The sequence below is a fragment of the Bacillus sp. FCW2 genome (genome assembly GCF_021228595.1).
Lineage (GTDB): Bacteria > Bacillota > Bacilli > Bacillales > Bacillaceae > Bacillus > Bacillus velezensis.
In genome coordinates, this window is record NZ_CP089436.1 from 3,480,381 (window position 1) to 3,504,438 (window position 24,058).

2 protein-coding genes are annotated in these 24,058 nt (G+C 46.9%); both read left to right on the forward strand.

All coding sequences use genetic code 11. The annotated features are described in order from the left end of the window. Positions 1–4 precede the first annotated feature (4 nt). Entirely contained in the window at positions 5–16,096 is a 16,092-nt protein-coding gene (gene bamB, locus K3G25_RS17205; RefSeq protein WP_232489434.1) for a bacillomycin D non-ribosomal peptide synthetase BamB, read from the forward strand. An 83-nt stretch (positions 16,097–16,179) separates the two neighbouring features. After that, on the forward strand, positions 16,180–24,039 hold the full coding sequence (gene bamC, locus K3G25_RS17210; protein ID WP_232489435.1) for a bacillomycin D non-ribosomal peptide synthetase BamC: 7,860 nt from the start codon (positions 16,180–16,182) through the stop codon (positions 24,037–24,039). The last annotated feature ends 19 nt before the right edge of the window (positions 24,040–24,058 follow it).

A 24,058-nucleotide genomic window follows, 5' to 3' on the forward strand; every position in this document is an offset into this window, starting at 1 on the left:
TCCAATGTCGGTATTTAAAACTCAAGAAACGTACTGGGAAAACCTGTTTGATGAAGAAGACGGCCTAAGCGCATTCCCTTACTTTAAAGCAGCGGATAAAGCGTCGTTGGCCCGTACCGGCTACCAGGAAAAATGCATCTGCCGTTCCTTATCTCCGGAAGTATCTCAAAGAATCATGACAATGGCGAATCATTCCGATATGGCCGCCTATCTGATTTTATTGGCGGGTATTGAATGCTTGTTGTATAAATATACGGATCAAACGAGCCTGATTCTTGGCATTCCGACGGTATCGAAGCAAAAAGCCGGCCAGTCAGCCGTTAACAACATTGTCCTCTTAAAAAATACGCTTTCAAACGAGAGCACATTTAAAACCGTATTCGGGCAGCTGAAAGAAGCCGTTAATGATTCTCTGAAAAATCAAAACCTGCCGTTTAGAAAAATGGTCCGGCATCTGAGCGTGCAATACAATGACGAGCATTTGCCTTTGATTCATACCGTCGTTTCGCTTAACGAAATTCATTCCTTGCAATTTAAAGAAGATACTGCAGCCGATACGCTGTTTCACTTTGATTTGGAGAACAACGGGATTCATTTGAAGCTTTTTTATAACGGCAATCTGTACGATGAGCACTATATCAATCAAATTGTATCCCATTTGGATCAGCTGCTGTCTGTGATCCTGTTTCAGCCTCAAGCCGCGATCCATACGGCAGAGATCTTACCGGAAGCGGAAAAACAGAAGCTATTGTTTGATTTTAACGACACCGTCAGAGATTTCTCCGGGAGCAGAACAGTCTATCAATTATTTGAAGAGCAGGCAGAAAGAACGCCTGAGCATACGGCCGTCAAGTTTAAAAACGACCATTTGACGTACAGGGAACTGAATGAGAAGGCGAACCGTTTGGCAAGAACATTGCGTAATTGCGGGGTTCAACCCGATACGTTAGTCGCCATTCTCGCTGATCGTTCATTAGAGATGATCGTATCCATTATAGCCGTTTGGAAGGCAGGGGGCGCTTATGTGCCCCTGGATCCTGACTATCCAAAAGAGCGGCTTCAATATTTGCTTCATGATGCGGATGCAGACGTTCTCCTTGTTCAGCATCATTTAAAAAACAGTCTCGCCTTTGACGGACCGGTGATCGATTTGAATGATGAAACATCATACCATGCCGATTGCTCATTGTTATCACCAGTAGCGGAACACAGCCATTTAGCCTATGTCATTTATACGTCGGGTACTACAGGAAAGCCGAAAGGGGTCATGGTTGAACACGGCGGCATTGTAAACTCGCTCCAATGGAAGAAGGCGTTTTTTAAGCATTCTCCGGCGGATCGCGTGCTTGTCTTGTACCCGTATGTTTTTGATGCGTTCATTTTAAATTTCTTCGGCCCGCTCATCTCGGGAGCAACTTTGCACCTTTTGCCTAATGAAGAGAATAAAGAAACTTTCGCCATTCAAAATGCCATAAAACAAGAGAGAATTACTCATTTCTCAACTTCTCCCCGTCTTCTGAAAACGATGATCGAACAGATGAACAGAGAGGATTTCATCCATGTTCAGCATGTTGTTGTAGGCGGTGAGCAGCTGGAAACAGATACAGTTGAGAAGCTGCATTCTCTGCAGCCTCGCATTCGGATCAATAATGAATACGGACCGACAGAAAACAGCGTGGTATCTACATTTCACCCTGTTCAGTCCGCTGATGAACAGATCACAATCGGCAGCCCGGTGGCCAACCATCAAGCTTATATTTTAGGAGCGCACCATCAAATCCAGCCGATCGGCGTACCGGGAGAGCTGTATGTCGGAGGAGCGGGAGTGGCCCGCGGCTACCTCAATCGGCCTGAATTGACGGAGGAAAAATTTGTGGAGCATCTGCATGTCCCTGGTCAAAAGATGTATAAAACGGGGGATCTCGCCAGATGGATGCCAGATGGACGGATTGAATATTTAGGGCGGATTGATCATCAAGTGAAAATTCGCGGCTACCGGATTGAGATCGGCGAGGTAGAGGCAGCCATGTTCAATCTGGAAAACGTTCGTGAAGCCGCAGTCGTCGCGCGGGAAGGCGCAGACGGGGCCAAACAATTGTATGCCTATTATGTCGGCGAGGCTTCTTTGACCGCTGCGCAGTTCAGAGAAGACTTATCCCGGGAACTGCCGAATTATATGATTCCCTCCCGTTTTATCCCTTTGGAACGCATTCCGCTCACTTCCAATGGAAAGATTGATCTGAAAGCTTTGCCTGCTGCTGACGAAAATACGCGGACGGAAAACGAATACATACCCCCGCGGAACACAATAGAAGAACTGCTGGCGTCCATCTGGCAAGAAGTATTAGGGGCAGAACGTATAGGAATTCTGGATAATTTCTTTGATTTTGGCGGAGATTCGATTAAATCAATTCAGGTGTCATCCAGATTGTATCAAGCCGGATACAAGGTTGATATGAAGCATTTGTTTAAACACCCCTCGATTGCTGAACTTAGTCAGTTTGTAGCGCCGGTCAGCAGGGTGGCTGATCAAGGAGAAGTGAATGGCGGAACCAAGCTGACCCCGATACAGCATTGGTTTTTTGAGCAAAAAATGCCGCATGCACACCATTACAATCAGGCCGTCATGTTATATTCGGCGGAAGGCTTTCAAGAGGCTCCGCTTCGCCGGACGATGGAACGGATCGCGTCGCATCACGATGCCTTGAGGATGATTTTTGAAAAAACGCCGGATGGATACGCTCCGCGAATTACAGGAACAGATGAAAGTGAACTATACCATCTGGAAGTGATGAATTATAAAGGGGAAACCGAACCGGCTCAAGCGATTGCCGATAAAGCGAATGAGATTCAAAGCAGCATGGTATTAGACAAAGGGCCATTGATGAAGCTCGGTTTGTTCCAATGTCCGGACGGAGATCATTTGCTGATTGCAATTCATCATTTGCTGATTGACGGAGTATCCTGGCGTATTTTACTCGAAGATTTTGCAAGCGGTTATGAACAGGCAGAACGCGGACAAACGATCCAGCTCCCGCAAAAAACAGATTCGTTTCCATTCTGGGCCGATCAATTGTCCAAATATGCGGCGGAAACCGATATGGAAGAGGAGATTGCGTATTGGACTGAGCTTTCAAGTATAAAGCCTCAGCCATTGCCTAAGGACACTATCAGCGAAAGATCGTTATTAAGAGACAGCGAAGAAGTGACGATTCAATGGACAAAAGAGGAAACGGAGCAATTATTAAAACATGCGAACCGCGCCTACAACACGGATATCAACGATCTGCTGCTGACTTCGTTAGGGCTGGCTGTTCACAAGTGGACAGGCACGGAAGACATTGTCGTGAATTTGGAAGGCCACGGGAGAGAACCGATTATTCCGGATGCTGACATTTCCCGCACGATAGGATGGTTCACAAGCCAGTACCCTGTCGTCCTGAGGATGGAAGCCGGAAAAAACCTGTCGCAGCGGATCAAGATCGTAAAAGAAGGGCTGCGCCGTATCCCTGACAAAGGAATGAATTACAGCATCATCAAATATATATCCGGGCATCCGGAAGCCGACAGCCTGCGGCTGAATCCGGAGATATCGTTTAACTATTTGGGACAATTTGACCAAGACCTGAAGCATCAGGCTTTGCGCATCTCGCCTTTTTCCACAGGGTTATCAATGAACGAAAACCAAGAGAGAACGGCCGTGCTTGATTTGAACGGCATGATTGCCGAAGGGACATTATCACTGACACTGAGCTACAGCAGCAAACAATACGAAAGATCTACTATGGCGCAATTTGCCCGGGGGTTGAAAGAAAGTCTGCAAGAAGTCATTGCGCATTGCGTAAGCCAGCAGCAGACTTCTCTCACACCAAGTGACATCCTGTTAAAAGATATCTCAATCGACGAACTGGAACAGCTTTTGGAGCAGACGCGTGAATTAGGCGAAGCGGAAAATATTTATCCATTAACGCCGATGCAGAAGGGCATGCTGTTTCACAGCTTATTTGATCCGAATTCAGGTGCTTATTTTCAGCAAACGATGTTTGATCTGCATGGAGATCTGGAGATTGATTCATTTTCAAAAAGCTTGGACGGCTTATCGCAAAAATATGACATTTTCCGCACGAATTTTTACAGAGGCTGGAAGGATCAGCCGCTCCAAATCATATTCAAAACGAAAAAAATCGGTTTTCAATTCAATGACTTACGAGAGATGAAGGAATCACAAAAAGAAGCGATGATTCAGCAGTATGCCAGAGAAGATAAGATGCGGGGGTTCGACTTAGAAAAAGGCGCGTTAATGCGGTTATTCATCCTTCGTACGGATGAAAAAACATACCGTTTTATCTGGAGTTTCCACCATATTTTGATGGACGGCTGGTGCCTGCCGCTGATTACAAAAGAAATATTCGAGAATTACTTTGCCTTGCTTCAGCAAAAGCAGCCTGAACAATCATCAATTACTCCGTACAGTCAATATATTGAATGGCTCGGCCGGCAAGATGCGAAAGAGGCCACGGCTTATTGGGATAAGTACTTGGAGGGATATGAGGAGCAAACTGGCCTTCCTAAGGATCACCATGCAGCGGAAGACGGACGATACGTTCCTGAAAAAGTGGCGTGTGACATAAGCTCCGATCTCACTTCGAAAATGAAGCGGACGGCAGGCAAGCATCATGTCACGCTGAACACGCTGCTGCAGACAGCATGGGCGGTTTTGCTGCAGAAATATAACCGAAGCCGGGACGTTGTGTTTGGAAGTGTTGTATCCGGAAGACCTGCTGGAATTCCAAACGTGGAAACCATGATCGGCTTATTCATTAACACCATTCCCGTCCGGTTCCGGTGTGAAGCAGGGACAACGTTTGCCGGGCTTATGAAAGAGGCGCAGGAAAGGGCTGTAGCGTCTCAACAATTTGAGACGCACCCGCTGTACGATATTCAAGCGCGTACAACGCAAAAGCAAGATTTAATTACACATTTAATGATATTCGAAAATTATCCGGTTGATCAGTATATGGAAAGTATAGGCCGCCAGAACGGAACATCCATCAAAATTTCCAACGTACAGATGGAAGAACAGACCAACTACGATTTTAATTTGACCGTTATACCGGGCGACGAGATGAACATCTCTTTTGAATACAATGCAAATGTGTATGAGCGGGCAAGCATAGAGCGGGTTCGGGAACATTTCATGCAAATCCTGCATCAAGTCGTGACAGATGCGGATATCCGGGTGGATCAAGTGGAATTGTTAACGGAAGGCGAAAGAAAAACCCTTCTGCAGACGCTTAACGACACGGCCGCGCCGTTTCCGCAGACGCCGGTTCATCAATTATTTGAAGAGCAATCGCAGCGTACGCCCGATCAAGCAGCCGTCATTGATAAGGATAGGCAGCTCACGTACGGAGAGCTCAATAAGCGGGCCAACCGCCTGGCGCGAACGTTAAGAGCGAAAGGAGTGCAGACGGATCAGCCTGTAGCCATCATCACAAGAAACAGCATCGAATCGGTGGTCGGAATCCTTGCCGTTTTAAAATCAGGCGGAGCCTATGTCCCTATAGATCCGGAATATCCGCAAGACCGCATCCGGTATATGCTGGATGACTCCCAAGCCGGAATCGTTTTAATGCAGCGGGATGTCAGGAAACAGCTTGCCTATGAAGGCGCCACGGTTTTACTTGATGATGAAAGTTCTTATCACCAAGATGACTCTGACCTTGCTCCGATAAATAATGCGAGCCATTTGGCATATGTCATTTATACGTCAGGTTCCACAGGCCGGCCAAAAGGCGTACTAATCGAGCACCGAGGCTTGACCAATTATATTTGGTGGGCGAAAGAGGTTTATGTAAAAGGCGAGAAAGCCAACTTCCCATTGTATTCGTCAATTTCTTTTGATCTGACGGTGACTTCTATTTTCACGCCGCTTGTCACAGGCAATGCAATCATCGTCTATGACGGAGAGGATAAAACAGCTCTGCTTGAATCGATTGTGCGGGACCCGAGGGTGGATATCATTAAATTGACCCCGGCCCATTTGCAGGTTTTGAAAGAAATGAACATTGCCGATCAAACGGCTGTCCGAAGAATGATTGTGGGCGGGGAAAACTTAAGCACCCGGTTAGCCCGCAGCATTCATGAACAGTTCGAAGGCCGGATTGAAATATGCAATGAGTACGGACCGACGGAAACCGTTGTCGGCTGCATGATTTACCGTTATGATGCCGCAAAGGACAGACGGGAAGCGGTACCGATCGGAACCGCTGCGGCAAACACGAGCATTTACGTTCTTGATGAAAATATGAAACCCGCACCGATCGGTGTCCCGGGAGAAATCTATATCAGCGGCGCCGGTGTGGCAAGAGGATATTTGAACCGTCCCGAATTAACGGCAGAGAAATTTGTCGATGACCCGTTTGAGCCCGGAGCGAAGATGTATAAGACCGGAGATTTGGCGAAGTGGCTGGCGGACGGAAACATTGAATATGCGGGCAGAATAGATGAACAAGTGAAAATCAGAGGCTATCGTATCGAATTAGGCGAGATCGAGGCGGCACTGCTTCAAGAAGAAGCGATCAAGGAAGCTGTCGTTACAGCCAGAGAGGACGTCCACGGATTTAAACAATTGTGTGCATATTACGTGAGCGGCGGGCAAACAACGGCAGCCCGGCTCCGGAAACAATTGTCTCAAACCCTTGCAAGTTATATGGTTCCGGCTTATTTTATCGAGCTTGATGAAATGCCTTTAACTTCTAACGGAAAAATAAACAAAAAAGGGCTGCCTGCTCCGGATTTCGAGCTGCAGGACAGAGCAGAGTATAAAGCTCCCCGAACAAAAGCGGAAGAAATATTAGTTTCTGCCTGGGAATCGGTATTAGGCGCTGAAAACGTCAGTATTCTTGATAATTTCTTTGATCTTGGCGGAGATTCCATTAAATCCATTCAAGTATCCTCCAGATTAAATCAGCAAGGATACAAAATGGAAATCAAAGACTTGTTTCAATATGCAACAATTGCAGATTTGAGTCCGCATATCAAGCAGAATCTGCGTATAGCCGATCAAGGTGAGGTCAAAGGAAAAGTCAGCCTGACTCCTATTCAGCATTGGTTCTTTGATCACATAACGACAGATCAGCATTATTACAATCAAGCCGTCATGCTGCATGCGCCGGAAGGTTTTCAGGAAACGCAGCTTCGTCAAACCCTGCAAAAGCTTGCTGAACATCACGATGCGCTCCGCATGACGTTCCGGACTACAGAAAATGGCTGTGAGGCACAGAATGAAGAAATCGCCCAAAGCGGACTGTACCGCTTAGACGTCCTGAATCTGAAAGAAGATTCCGATCCGGGACGGACAATTGAAGCCAAAGCTGATGAGATACAAAGCAGTATGCGTTTAAGTGATGGGCCGTTAATGAAAGCCGGGTTGTTTCAATGCGCAAATGGAGATCATTTGCTCATTGCCATCCATCATTTGATTATAGACGGGATTTCATGGCGCATTTTACTGGAAGATATCGTTAGCGGCTACAAGCAAGCCGAGAACGGGCGAGTAATTCAACTGCCGCAAAAAACAGACTCTTTCCAATTATGGGCTAAGAGACTGTCAGAATATGCGCAAAGTGAAACCATAAAACAAGAACAGGAATATTGGACAAAGATCGAACAAACCGAAGTCAAACCGCTGCCTAAAGATTTTCATAAAGCTCATACAACTGCAAAAGACAGTGAAACAGCAACTGTGGAATGGACGAAAGAGGAAACGGAGCTCTTATTAAAACAAGCGAATCGCGCTTATAACACGGAAATAAACGATTTGCTCTTAACTTCTCTGGGTCTTTCCATATCGCATTGGTCAGGACTGGAACAAATTCCGATTCATTTAGAGGGACACGGCCGAGAACAGATTATACAGGATATAGATATCTCCCGCACGGTCGGGTGGTTTACAAGTCTGTATCCGGTTGTGCTGCACGCGCAGCCGGGCAAAGAAATCTCTGATTATATCAAGACGACCAAAGAAGGATTGCGCCAAATTCCGCATAAAGGGATCGGATATGGAATAGCAAGGTACTTAAGCGGCGGAATGCCATCGAAACTTGATCCTGAGATCAGCTTTAACTATCTGGGACAGTTTGACCAAGATTTACAGCAGCATGGGGTTCAATTATCTTCTTATTCTTGCGGTTCAGACTCAAGCGGAAATCAAGAAAGACCGTATGTATTGAATATAAACGGAATGATCACCGAGGGCCGGTTGAGGCTTACGATCAGCTACAGCAGCAAACAGTACGCAAAAGAAACGATCATGCGGTTATCGGAAACGATTCAAAGCCGCCTGCGGACCATCATTACGCATTGCGTTCATAAAGAACAATCGGAACTGACGCCAAGCGATATTTTGTTAAAAGGCATGTCCATTGACGAATTGGATCAGCTCCTCATTCAACTGCCGCATGCAGGTGAGGTTGAAAACGTGTATCCGCTCACTCCGATGCAGAAAGGAATGCTCTTCCACAGCCTGCTGGACGAGGCCTCAAGTTCTTATTTTGAACAAGCATCGTTCGATTTGCAGGGAGAGTTAAAGATTGATTGGTTTAAAGCAAGCCTTGAACGATTATTTGAAACATACGCCGTGCTCAGAACCCGTTTTTACAGCGGCTGGAACGATACTCCTTTACAAATTGTCTATAAAACGCAAACACCGCAAATTCATTATGCAGATTTGCGTGATAGAGAGGAGCACCTGAGAGAGGATGCAATCGCAGCCTATCAAAGAGAAGATAAGGCAAAAGGATTTGACTTGGCTCGGGATCGGCTGATGCGCATAGCGATTTTCCGTATGGAAGACCGCAAATATCATTTGATTTGGAGCTTCCATCATATTGTGATGGATGGCTGGTGCCTGTCTCTTATCACGAAGGAAGTGTTTGATCATTATAGCGCCTTACAGGAAGGCAGGGAACCAGAACCGTCATCGGCAGCTCCTTACAGCGACTATATCGAGTGGCTTGACCGCCAAGATCAGGGAGCGGCAAAGCGGTACTGGAGCGGGTATCTTGAAGGATATAAAGGTGAAACCACGCTTCTTCATAAAATAGAGCAGCATGAACAAAAAGAATACGCCTATGCCAATGTGATCTGCCGATTTAATCACGAACAGACAAAACAATTACAGCAGATCGCAAATCAGCATCAGGTTACATTAAATACGTTGATCCAAACGTTATGGGGAGTTTTATTACAGAAATACAGCGGGTCCGCAGACGTTGTCTTCGGCAGTGTTGTGTCGGGAAGGCCGGCGGAAATTCCTGATGTGGAACAGATGATCGGCCTGTTCATCAATACCATTCCGGTTCGCATCCGCTGCGATGAAGACAGCACTTTTGCTGATACGATGCAAATGGTTCAACAAAACGCGCTGGCTTCCCAATCGTACGATACCTATCCTTTATACGAAATTCAGGCCCAAACGGAACAAAAGCAAAACTTAATTGATCATATCATGATCTTTGAAAATTATCCGATAGGGCAGCAAGTCGAAGAGGGTCATGATGCTGCGGATTTAAATATCGTGAATTTCCATATAGAAGAACATACTCATTACGATTTTAATGTAGTTGTCATTCCTGGCGAACAACTCACCATTCATTTTGATTTCAACCAAAATGAATATGGACAATCAGAGGCAGAGCGGATTCGCGGACATTTTGAACAGCTCATTCACCAAATTTTGCAGCAGCCGTCTGTCAAAATAGAAGAAATGGAACTACTGACGCAGCAAGAAAAAGAACAGCTGCTCACTCCGCTTTCCGGGGGAACAGAGAAGCCTGAATACGAAACGATTCATACTATGTTTGAACGCCAGGCGGCACAAACGCCGCAAGAAATCGCAATTCAATACGAAGGGGCGGAGATTTCTTACAAAGAGCTGAACGAAACGGCCAATAAACTGGCGCGGATTCTCCGTAAGCGAGGTGTGAAGCATCAGGAGCCGGTGGCTGTGATCGCCGGGCGTTCACCATCATTAGCGATTGCTGTTTTAGGCATTTTAAAAGCGGGCGGTGCCATTGTTCCGATTGATCCGAGCCATCCTGCCGAACGAATCCGCTATATCATTGAAAACAGCAGCTGCACTCATGTTGTGACAGAGAAAGACCGGTCAGTCCCCGAGGCAGCAACGCAGATTGTCACATTCATAGAAGAAGCGGAGACAGAACCGGACGGGAGCAATGTGCAGACGATAAACACGGCGGAGGATCTGCTTTACGTTATTTATACATCAGGAACGACGGGGAAACCGAAGGGTGTGCTGCTTGAACATAGAAATATGGCCAATTTGCTGTATGACCAATTTACAAACTCAGGCATCGATTTCAAAACCAATGTGCTTCAATACGCATCTCCGGCATTTGACGTCTGCTATCAAGAGCTGTTTTCAGCCCTGCTCAGCGGCGGCACACTCCACATCGTGCCTGAATCAATAAAGCGGGACGCGGCTCAGCTGTTTTCGTTTATTAATAAACATCAGACGGACATCGTCTTTTTCCCGACTGCTTTTGCCAAAATGCTTTTTAACGAAGAGAGCTATGCATATTCATTTCCGCGCTGTGTGAAGCACTTGATTACAGCAGGAGAACAATTGACAGTATCCCGTTTATTTCAGAAAGTGCTCCGCACACACGGCTTGCATTTGCACAATCATTACGGTCCGTCAGAAACTCATGTAGTGTCGACGTATACCATTCAACCGGGAGATGATATTCCTGAATATCCGCCGATCGGCAAACCGATATGCCATAACAATATGTATGTCATCAGCAAGAACAAACAGCTTCAGCCCTTCGGCATTGCGGGAGAACTGTATATTTCCGGAGCAAATACCGGGAGAGGCTATGTGAATAACCCGACTTTAACGGGAGAGAAATTTTTACCTGATCCGTTCAGAGAGGGAGCCGTTATGTACCGCACCGGAGATTTGGCAAGGCTGCGTGAGGACGGGCAAATCGAATACCTCGGCCGCATTGATGATCAGGCGAAAATAAGGGGCTACCGGATCGAACCGAAAGAAGTTGAAGTCATATTGGCCAATCACCCGGCGGTGAGAGAAGCAGCCGTCCTTATTCAAAAAAACGCTTTGGGTGAAAATGAATTGTGCGCGTACTGCAGCGTCTCAAAAGCGACTGATCCTTCAGCATTACGGAAAGATCTGGCCAAAAACCTTCCTGACTATATGATTCCCGTGAAATGGGCTTTTGTTGAATCGATTCCGCTCACGGCAAACGGAAAAGTCGACCGCAAAGCATTGCCGGCACCAGAAGGAGGCGTGCAAACGGGGGGCGAATACGTTGCTCCCCGTACAGCGGCGGAAGCGCAGCTGGCGCATATCTGGAAAGAGGTGCTTGGACTTCCGCGTATCGGCGTGAAAGACAATTTCTTCGACATCGGCGGTCACTCGCTGCGGGCAACGACGCTGACGGCGAAGCTGCACAAAGAGATGGGGGTCAGCCTGCCGCTGCGGGAAGTGTTCCGATCGCCAACAATTGAAGAAATGGCAGAAACGATTACCGGAATGAAACACACAGCATATACATCTATCCCGACCGTTGAAGCAAAAGAATACTATGCCGTCTCCTCGGCGCAGAAACGGCTGTACATTTTGAATCAGCTGAAAGGCGGAGAGCTGAGCTACAACATGCCGAGTGTCATGAGAGCCGATGGAGCTCTGGATCGGGAACTTGTCGAGAAGGCGATCCGCAAGCTGATTCAGCGCCATGAAACGCTGCGTACCGGCTTTGAACTGATAGATGGAGAACCGGTGCAGCGGATCTATGACGACGTCCCATTTGCAGTGGAATTCACTCAAGCGAAAGAAGAACAGGCGGAAGCCCTCGTTCATGGGTTTGTGCGGGCATTTGACTTGGAGAAAGCGCCGCTGCTGCGGGTAGGACTGATCGAGCTTGCAAAAGACCGCCATTTGCTGCTGTTTGACATGCATCATATCATTTCAGACGGCGTATCTATCAAGAATTTGATTGAAGAGTTCGTTTCATTATATGAAGGAAAAGAATTGCCGCCATTGCGGATTCAGTATAAAGATTATGCGGCGTGGCAGCTGTCGGATATGCAAAGCGAACGGATGAAGAAACAGGAAGCGTACTGGCTGGATATGTTCAGCGGAGAGGTTCCGGTGCTGGATATGCCAACCGACTACGGAAGACCGGCTGCGCGGAGCTTTGAAGGAGGACAAATCGAGTTTGTCATCGGACCGGAGTTGACGGAACAGCTGAAAGGCTTGGCGGTGAAGAGCGAAAGCACGCTGTACATGGTGCTGCTGGCTGCTTATACGACCATGCTGGCCAAATACAGCGGGCAAGAAGACATCGTAGTAGGCAGCCCGATTGCCGGAAGAACCCATTCGGATTTGGAAAGCTTAATCGGCATGTTCGTGGGCACACTGGCGATACGAACGAATCCGGTCGGGGAAAAAACATTCCGGGAGTACGTGCAGGAAGTCAAAGAGCATACATTAAAAGCGTACGAAAACCAGGAGTATCCATTCGACGAACTGGTGGACAAGCTGAATGTGTCCCGGGATTTCAGCCGCCATCCGCTGTTTGACACGATGTTCATATGGCAAAACACAGAACGGGGAGAATTGAGCCTCGATGATGTGCGTTTTACCCCTTATCCGGACAACCATGCGATGGCGAAGTTCGACCTGACGTTCCAAGCGGCAGAAAATGAAGACGGAATTACAGGTATGATCAGTTACGCGGCGGCGCTGTACAAGCAGGAAACTGCGGAACGCATGGCAAAGCACTTTATCCAATTGATCGAGGCGATTGCGAATGATCCGCAGGCGCCGCTTTCATCGCTGGAGATGATCACCGCGAAGGAGAAAGAGCAGATTGTGGAGAGATGGGGTCAACCGGCGATAGACTGCCCACGGGACAAAACAATTCACCAATTGTTCGAGGAGCAGGCGGAGCGCACGCCGGAACATACGGCCGCAGTTTACGAGAAAAGCCGATTCACATACCGTGAGCTGAATGAGCGGGCCAACCGCCTGGCGCGGATTTTAAGAAGCGAAGGCGTACAGCCTGACCAGCCTGTGGGTATTCTGGCAGAACGTTCTCTGGAAATGATCGTGGGGATTATGGCGATCCTGAAAGCCGGGGGCGCGTATATGCCGATGGATCCGGACAGTCCGCAGGAACGCATCCGCTATATTCTGGAGGATTCAGGAGCAAAGGTTCTGCTGGCACAGCCCCATTTACAAGATCGTGTATCCTTTGCCGGAGAGATTTTACTGCTGAATAACGAACGAATGAACAGCGGGGACGGCTCGAATCTGGTGACGGCAGCCGGACCGGATCACTTGGCGTATGTGATCTACACATCAGGCACAACCGGCAAGCCAAAAGGCACGCTGATTGAGCATCGCCAGGTCCTTCATTTGATGGAGGGGCTCCGCGGACAAGTGTACGGTGCTTATGATTCGGGATTGCGTGTGTCTCTGTTGGCACCGTACTATTTCGACGCATCGGTCAAGCAAATTTTCGCGGCACTGTTAGGGGGACATGCACTGTATATCGTCCCTAAAGCATCAGTATCAGACGGTTATGCCTTGTCAAACTATTATCGCACCCACCGCATTGACGTAACAGACGGAACACCGTCACATTTGCAATTGCTTATCGCTGCAGACAGCCTTCATGGGATAACGATCCGGCACATGCTTATTGGAGGAGAGGCGCTCCCGCAGGCGACGGCGGCGCAATTGCTTGAATTGTTCGCTTCGAACGGGTCATCAATGCCGCTCATAACCAATGTATACGGTCCGACGGAAACCTGTGTGGATGCATCGGTCTTTCATATCGTACCGGAGACATTGGCATCCGCTGACGACGGCGGTTACGTGCCGATCGGCAAGCCGCTGGGCAACAACCGTGTGTATATTGTTGATTCCCATGATCGGATGCTGCCTATAGGTGTAAAGGGTGAGCTGTGCATCGCCGGAGACGGAGTAGGACGAGGGTATCTGAACTTGCCTGAATTAACGGGCGAAAAGTTTGTGGCCGATCCGTTTGTAATCGGAGAGCGGATGTATAAAACAGGCGATCTTGCCCGTTACCTGCCGGATGGAAACATTGAATATGCCGGAAGAAAGGATCATCAGGTCAAAATTCGCGGTTACCGGATCGAACTTGGCGAGGTGGAAGCCGCTCTTCTCAACATCGAGCATGTACAAGAAGCGGTGATCCTGGCCAGAGAAAATGCAGAGGGGCAAAGCGATTTGTATGCCTATTATACAGGGGAGAAGTCACTGCCGATCAATCAGCTTAAAGAAAAACTCTCCGATCAAATACCAGGCTACATGGTTCCTTCATACTTGATGCAGCTGGAGCAAATGCCGTTAACCTCCAATGGAAAAGTGAATCGCAGCGCGTTACCGCTGCCTGAAGCAGGCTTGCAGACCGGGATTGACTATGTTGCTCCAAGGACAAAACCGGAAGAGCAGCTGGTTCACATCTGGAAAGAAGTATTGAAGGTAGAACAAGTCGGCGTCAAAGATAACTTTTTCGATCTCGGCGGGCATTCGTTACGGGGGATGACGCTCGTTACCAAGATCCATAAGCAATTCGACAAAAGCATTTCATTGAGAGAAGTGTTTCAATACCCGACGATTGAAGAAATGGCGAGGGTCATTGCAGGCGCGGAAACCAGCGGACCGGATGAAATCCCTGTTGCAGAAGCCAAAGATGTTTATCCTGTATCTTCTGTACAAAAGATGGTTTACCTGTCTACACAAATTGAAGGCGGAGAACTAAGTTACAACATGCCGGGGATTTTGACATTGGAAGGCAGGATCGACATGAATCGTTTACAATCTGCGTTCCAAAGTCTGATCCAGCGCCATGAATCGCTACAAACCGGATTTGAAATGGTCCGCGGAGAGCTGGTGCAGGTGATCAAGCCGCAGGCGGATTTCTCTATAGAAAGGTACAAAGCAGCTGATGAGCAGGTCGAGGAGCTGTTCCGCAATTTCGTGCGGCCTTTCGATCTCAGTCAGGCTCCATTGCTTCGGGCCGGACTCATCGAATTAGAACAGGACAGACATGTTTTCATGTTTGACATGCATCATATCGTTTCAGACGGCGCTTCTATGAATATTTTTGTTGAAGAACTGATTCAATTGTATGACGGCAAAGAATTAACCCCGCTCCGGATTCAATACAAAGATTACACTGTATGGCAGCAGCAGGCGGAGCAGAGGGAACGCATCAAGAGGCAGGAGAACTATTGGCTGAACGTATTTCATGAGGAACTCCCGCCATTTGAGCTGCCGAAAGATTTTGCCAGACCGCGAATTCGAAGATTTGAAGGCAAGCGATACAATTTCGCTCTCGATGAGACCGTGGTCCAGGGGATAAAACAGATGGAAGAATTGACCGGATCGACCGCTTACATGATCTTGCTGTCAGCCTATAACATACTGCTGGCCAAATACAGCGGTCAGGAAGATATCGTCGTCGGTACGCCTATTGCGGGAAGAATGCATGAAGATTTACAGCATATTATCGGGATGTTTGTGAATACGCTGGCCATCCGTACGGCCCCGGCTGGAGAAAAGACCTTTATGGACTATGTAACGGAAACAAAAGAAACGATGCTGAAAGCTTATGAAAATCAAGAATATCCTTTTGAAGAATTAGTTGAGAAACTGGGAGTGAAACGGGACTTAAGCCGTAGTCCGTTATTCGATACGATGTTTGTTCTGCAAAATACGGAACAAACGGATATCGAATTGGACTCTCTCGCGGTCAGACCATATGAACAAACAAATACGGCGGCCAAATTTGATTTACAGCTGACCTTCGTGATGAATCCGCACGAGATACAAGGAAGCTTTGAGTACTGCACGAAGCTGTTCAAACAGAAAACCATCGCTACGCTGAGCAAGGATTACGCCATGATTCTGTCGGCGATCATAAAAGACCCATCGATTCCTTTAAAAGAAATTCAATTAAGTGAGAAAGTAAACAAAAGTGAACACTTTGCAAGCGAAATCGAATTGAATTTCTAAAAACGGCCGGTACCGGCTGTCCCCGGCATGGTGTTTTTACGGGGACAGCCATCAGCCGGCTAAAACTTACTGGAGGGATATTAATGTCAGAATTTAAGCAACAGGAGTTGTTCTGGAGCAGCATGTTCGATGCGGAAGATCGTCCCAGTGCAATCCCTTCGTTTCAAATGTCGGACTCAACAATAGAGCACGATGCGCCGAGTGCACCCAACCGTATTCACAGTTCATTGAGCTCCGATGTATCCCTGCGCATCATGAAGATGACGAATAAATCGCCAATGGCCGTTTATATGGTTCTCCTGGTCGGAATCGAGTGTCTTTTGTACAAATATACGGGGGAAGAGGGCGTTATTGTAGGTGTTCCGACCTTTGAAGACGAAACCGATGAAGACCTTCGTTTAGATCAAGTCATGTTAATCAAACAAAACATAAATGCGGATGGCACGTTTAAATCCATATTTAATGAATTCAAGCATACGCTGAACGGAGCCATCTTACATCAGCACGTTCCTTTCGATAAAATGGCCGGTCCATTAAATCTGAACTACGATTCAAATCATTTGCCAATGATCCACACGATCGTATCACTAGATCAGCTTCACCCCATTCGTTTTATAGAAACGGCTGCTGCTGATACGTTATTTCAGTTTTCCATAGAAAATGATTCGATTCATTTAAAGTTAACTTATAATGAACAAGCTTATGATCGCCAGTATATGATGCAAGTGATCGAACATGTAAACCGAATTTTTTCGATTTTGTTATTCCAACCCGACCTTATGATCCGCCAGCTTAATATTCTGTCAGACTCAGAGACAAATCAACTCATCGCCTATAATCAAACGGCTGCAGAGTATCCAAGAGAAAAAACGATTCATCAATTTTTGGAGGAACAAGCGGGACGTACCCCTGATCAAACGGCTGTTGTCTACGAGGATAGCCGTCTGACGTACCGTGAATTGAATGAAAGGTCGAATCAACTCGCTCGGACACTGCAATCTGAAGGCGTGCAGCCGGATCAGCCGGTCGGGATTATGGCCGAACGCTCCCTGGATATGATTGTAGGGATCTTCGGGATCTTGAAAGCCGGCGGGGCGTATGTACCGATTGACCCGGGCTATCCCGAGGAACGGGTTCGATACATATTGGAGGATTCGGATACGAAGTTGTTACTCGTGCAGAATCAGTCGCAAGAGAGAGTACCTTTTACGGGAAAAGTGCTGGATATGAAAGATCCGCAAAACTTTTGTGAAGACGGGTCGAATGTAGAGCCGGCTGCTGGTCCGGATCATCTGGCCTATGTTATTTATACATCGGGTTCAACGGGCAAGCCGAAAGGGGTTATGGTTGAGCACCGGTCGGTCATCAATCGGCTGGTGTGGATGCAGGAAAAATACCCTCTCGATGAGCGGGATGCAATTCTGCAAAAAACTGCGATCACCTTTGATGTATCAGTGTGGGAACTGTTCTGGTGGACGATGGCAGGTTCTAAACTGGTGCTGCTGCCAAGCGGAGGAGAAAAGAATCCCGAGCTGATTTTAGATACAATTGCACAAAAAGGTGTCAGCACAATGCATTTTGTACCGGCGATGCTGCATGCCTTCCTGGAATCCATGGATCAGAAGCCAAGCGGGATGTTGAAACAAAAATTAGCGTCATTAAGACATGTGTTTGCAAGCGGGGAGGCTTTGAAGCCTGTACATGTCGCAGGCTTCAAACGCATCATCACGTCGGTGAGCCAGGCTCAAATCATCAACTTGTACGGACCGACTGAGGCAACAATTGATGTATCATACTTTGATTGCCAGACGGAAGAAACGTATGCATCGATTCCGATAGGCAAACCGATTTCCAACATTCAATTGTATATATTACATGCTGATTTGGAACATATGCAGCCGACCGGTGTAGCGGGAGAACTGTGCATAGCGGGCGATGGGCTTGCAAGGGGCTACTTGAATCGTCCCGAACTGACGGCCGAGAAGTTTGTAAACCATCCGATTGCAGCAGGAGAACGGATATACCGGACGGGAGACTTGGCAAGATGGCTGCCGGACGGCAATATCGAGTATTTGGGCCGGATTGATCACCAGGTGAAAATCCGCGGTTACCGCATTGAAATCGGCGAAGTCGAAGGCGCTTTTTTTCAGCTGCCGGCGATCAAAGAAGCCATCGTTATCGCCCGGGAAATCGATGGGGAAACATCCTTGTGCGCCTATTATACCGCACAACATGCTTTAACTGCAGGCGAGCTCCGTGAAGAGCTGTCCCGGCAGCTTCCATCCTATATGATACCTGCTTATTTCGTTCAGCTGGAAGAGATGCCGCTTACTTTCAACGGAAAAATAGACCGTAAATCCCTTCCTTCTCCAAGAGAGAATCTTACAGGCATGAACTATGAAGCTCCTCGAACAGAACTGGAAAACATACTGGCCGCGGTGTGGGAGTCGGTCTTAGGCTTAGAACGGGTCGGAATCTCAGATCATTTCTTCGAATTGGGGGGCGATTCCATTAAGTCGATTCAAGTGTCCTCAAGATTATACCAAGCCGGGTATAAGTTTGAAATCAAACACTTGTTTAAATACCCAACGATCTCCGAGCTTGTTCCATACGTAGAGCCGGTAACCCGAATCGCAGAACAAGGAGAAATTAAAGGCCGGGCGCTGCTGACACCGATTCAGCATTGGTTTTTTGACCAGAAATACCCGGAATTACACCATTATAATCAAGCGGTTATGCTTTATTGGAAAGAGGGACTGAATGAATCAAAGCTTCGGGACGTCATGAAGAAGATCACAGAGCATCACGATGCTTTGCGCATGGTCTATGTTCCGACAGAAGATGGATATGAAGCCCGAAATCGGGGGATCGAAGAAGGTGATCTGTTCAGCCTTGAAGTGATCTCATTACGCGAAGAAAAAAATGTGTCCCAGACGATAGAAACCATTTCCAATGAGATTCAGCAATCCATTCAATTAGCCGAAGGACCGCTCATGAAACTAGGATTGTTCCGGTGTCAAGAGGGAGATCATTTGCTGATTGCGGTTCATCATCTGGTCATCGACGGCGTATCGTGGAGGATTTTACTTGAGGATATAGCGGCAGCTTATGAGCAGCTCCAAAACGGCGAAGCGATCCGGCTTCCGAAGAAAACGGACTCTTACCTGTTATGGGCTGAACAGTTGAATCGTTATGCAGAAAGTCAGGAATTCGAAGCGGAAAATCAATACTGGTTCAGACAGAAACATAATCCGCAGCATACATTGCCAAAGGACAATGAACAGGAGATCGGTCTGGCCAAAGACCGGGAAACGGTCATCGTTCAATGGACCGTTGAGGAAACCGAACGTTTATTAAAAAACGCTCACCGGGCTTATTCGACCGATATGAACGATTTATTACTGACCGGTCTGGGAATTGCTATTCATCGTTGGACCGGATATGAAGACATTCTCATTGATCTTGAAGGACACGGCAGAGAGTCTATCATTCCGGATCTCGATATTTCGCGTACGGTGGGATGGTTCACAAGCCTATATCCGGTTTCGCTTCAAATCAAAGCTGATCAGGATATCCCGCAGCGGATTAAAACAGTGAAAGAAAATTTGCGTCAGATCCCCCAAAAAGGAATAGGTTACGGCCTGATCAAATATTTGTCCGATCACCCGAAGGCACATGAATGGACCAGACATCCGGAAATACGTTTCAATTATTTGGGTCAATTTGATCAAGATGTCCGGAACGGCAAGATGGAAGTATCCCCTTACTCAAGCGGGAAAACAGCCAGTGACAATCGTCCCTTGACCTATACACTTGATATCAACGGCATGATTTCAGACGGCCGATTGTCGCTGGCCATCAGCTATTGCGGCAAACAATATCAGAGAGAAACAATGGAAGCCTGTGCCGATCTCTTAAAAAACAGCCTGCAGCAAGTCATCGCACATTGTGATGCTCAAGATCAAATTCACCTGACGCCAAGCGACATTTCGTTAAAAGGTATAACGATCGGTGAATTGGATCAATTTGTGCAGCAGACGAGTCATCTCGGTGACATTGAAAATATATACCCATTAACCCCGATGCAGAAAGGAATGTTGTTCCACAGCTTGATCGATTCGGCTTCCGAAGCTTACTTTGAACAAGCCGCTTTTGATCTGAAAGGATTCTTGGATATCGATGCATTCAGGATGAGTTTGGCGCATCTGGCCGAAAAATATGACATTCTTCGGACTCTTTTTTATACAGAATGGAAAGATCAGCCTTTGCAGATTGTATTCCGGCAAAAGCCGATTGAAACGGACGTTGAAGATATTCGCAGCATGAACAGTCACCAGCGCAGCGAGTTTATTGCCGATTTTGCAAGAAGAGATAAGGCGCGGGGATTCAATCTCACCCAGGATGCTTTAATGCGCGTATCGATCCTGCGGACAGAGGAAGACCAAGCGCGATTGATATGGAGCTTTCATCATATTTTAATGGACGGCTGGTGTTTGCCTCTTGTTACGAAAGAAGTGTTTGAAACCTATTATGCGATACTCGAGCAAAGGCAGCCGAAGCGGGGAGCCGTCACTCCATACAGCCGATATATCGAATGGCTGGATCAACAAGACCACAAGCAGGCGTCAGCCTATTGGCGTAACTATTTAGAAGGTTATGAAGGGCAAACTGTTTTGTTACAAGAACAATCTTCCGGCCGGGCGAAAGGATACGAAAAAGGTGAGCATGAGTTTCGTTTAGGAAAGCGGCTCACAGACGAAATAAAACGGGCCGCAAGCCGCCAGCAAGTCACCGTCAATACATGGATACAAACCGCATGGGGCTTATTGCTGCAAAGATACAACGGGAGTCAGGATGTCGTCTTCGGCACGGTCGTATCCGGCAGACCGGCAGAAATTCCGGGAATTGAAACCATGGTCGGTTTATTTATCAATACCATTCCCGTACGTATTCATACGCAGCCTGAAATGACAGCTGCACAAGTATTGAAAATGAATCAGGAGCGGGCACTGGCTTCTCAAAAATATGATACATTTCCGCTGTATGACATTCAGGCTCAAACTGAGCAAAAGCAGCAGTTGATCAATCATATTATGGTATTTGAGAATTACCCGGTTGAGAAACAAATAGAACATATGAAGCAGGATGACAACGCATTAGACATTCTCGATTTTCATATGGAAGAACATACTCATTACGATTTTACTTTTATAGTGATGCCAGATGGAGAAATTGACATTCGTTTTGTATACAATCGCGATGTTTTTGATCAAGCAAGTGTCGAACGGATGCAGACGCATTTCATGCAAATCATGAAGCAAATGGCGGACGATCAGGACATTCGCGTTCAAGACCTTGATATCGTAACAGCGGATGAGCGATCGCTCCTGATAGATAAGTTCAACGATACGGCGGCCGAGTATCCAAAGGAAAAGACGATTCATCAATTGTTTGAAGAACAAGCGGAGCGAACGCCGGAGCACGTGGCGATTGTTTTTGAAGATAAGAAGCTGACGTATCGGGTAGTAAATGAACGCGCCAATCAGCTGGCCCGAACCTTGGTTGCCAAAGGACTTCAGGCCGAGGAGCTTGTCGGCATTATGGCGGAACGTTCACCGGAGATGGTGATAGGCATCCTTGCTATTTTGAAAGCCGGGGGCGTTTATGTACCGATCGATCCGGATTATCCGAAAGAACGCATCCATTATATGCTTGAGGATTCTAACGTCTCTATCTTATTATTGCAGCATCATCTTCTGGAAGATACCGATTATCAAAGTCATACTGTCTTCCTTGACGATCCGTCATCATACGGCGCCGAATCATCTAATCTCAATCTGAACGTGATGCCAAATCAATTAGCCTACGTTATTTATACATCAGGAACAACAGGGAATCCGAAAGGCACGCTCATTGAACATAAAAACGTGGTTCGTCTGTTATTTAACAACAAAAATGTTTTTGATTTTAACGCATCGGACACTTGGACTTTGTTTCATTCCTTCTGCTTTGATTTTTCAGTATGGGAAATGTACGGAGCGCTGCTGTATGGGGGCAAATTAGTGATTGTTCCGAAACAAATAGCAAAAAACCCGGAAAGGTATTTGCAATTGTTAAAATCGGAAGCTGTGACCATTTTAAATCAAACGCCGAGTTATTTCTATCAACTGATGCAGGAGGAGAGAGAAGATCCCGAATCCAATTTAAACATCCGAAAAATCATATTTGGCGGAGAGGCGTTAAATCCATCCTTCTTGAAAGACTGGAAGCTTAAATATCCTTTAACCCAATTAATCAATATGTACGGCATCACCGAAACCACCGTTCATGTCACATATAAAGAAATCACGGAACGGGAAATCGACGAGGGCAGAAGCAACATCGGACAACCTATTCCTACTCTGCAAGCGTATATTTTGGACGAATATCAGCGCATTCAGGTAATGGGCATACCGGGCGAGCTCTATGTGGCAGGAGAGGGACTGGCCAGAGGATATTTGAACCGCCCGGAATTAACGGCTGAGAAATTTGTTGAACACCCGTTTGCCGCAGGCGAAAAAATGTACAAAACGGGAGATGTCGCCCGGTGGCTGCCTGACGGCAATATCGAGTATTTGGGAAGAATTGATCATCAGGTGAAAATCCGGGGCTACCGGATTGAAATTGGCGAGGTCGAAGCGGCTTTATTGCAACTGGAATCTGTCAAAGAATCGGTCGTCATCGCGATTGAAGAAGAGGGCTCAAAGCAGCTGTGCGCCTACTTGTCAGGAGACGATTCATTAAATACGGCGCAGCTGAAGCGTCATTTACTGAACAAACTGCCCGCTTATATGATACCGGCTTACTTTGTACAAATGGAGAAGATGCCGATAACCGCAAATGGAAAAATCGATCGAAAAGCTTTGCCGGCTCCTGAGGGAAATAGGCTCACCGGAACCGAATACGAAGCGCCCGGAACGTTAATTGAAAAGCAGCTGGCCGAGATATGGAAGAACATTTTAGCACTCAGCGACCCGGGAATTAAAGATAACTTCTTTGACGTTGGCGGCCATTCGCTCAAAGTATTGCAAGTTATTCATCAAATCAACGACCGTATGGGAATCAAAATGCATTATCAAGCCGTATACGATTTTCCTACCATCGAAACAATGGCACGCGCCATTCAAGCGGCAGTTTTCGAGTCCAAGACGGATAACGTATTCGTCAAGATGAATCAGAACGGTTCAATCCCTGTGTTCTGTTTCCCGCCTTTAATCGGGTACGGGCTGGTCTATAATGAAATGGCGAAAAGACTTGACGGCCGCTGCACCGTCTATGCCGCTGATTTCTTAGAAGAGCCGTCTTACGAGCAAGAGATCGTTGACCGGTATGCAGAAAGCATGATAGGCATTCAGGAACAAGGGCCCTTTGTTTTACTCGGTTACTCCTCGGGATCGAATTTGGCTTTTGAGGTTGCCAAAGCCTTGGAGAAGCGCGGACGCATCGTATCGGACATTATGATGCTTGATTCTAAAAGAGCCGTTTCGGTGAATTATTTTTCGGAAGAGGAAACCGAAGAGATCATTCATCGGAATCTGGATATCATTCCGGATTATTATAGAGAATTATTAACCATTCCTTCCATTAAGGATAAAATCAGAAGCTATCTCACATATCACAATAAACTGATCAATTCCGGCGCGGTGAACGCCAACATTCATCATTTTCAATGCGGCGAGTTGACCGATAGAGGATGGACGCAATCAACCGCACAGCATTACCTTGAGTACAAATTAAAAGGAGACCATGTGACGATCTTTGACCCTCACAATATCGAAGAAAATACCGATGCAATTCGATCTATTATCAAAAGAATTGAAGAACGGCATCATCACGGACTTGTTCTTGAAGAACAACTGTCAATAGGATCGTTTGCCGGCGACACGAAGTTTGACAAAATGTAAATGATCCAGGGAAAAATGC

Coding starts and splice junctions, on each gene's coding strand:
- bamB (WP_232489434.1), top strand. CDS start 5: ATGTCGGTATTTAAAACTCAAGAAACGTACTGGGAAAACCTGTTTGAT.
- bamC (WP_232489435.1), top strand. CDS start 16,180: ATGTCAGAATTTAAGCAACAGGAGTTGTTCTGGAGCAGCATGTTCGAT.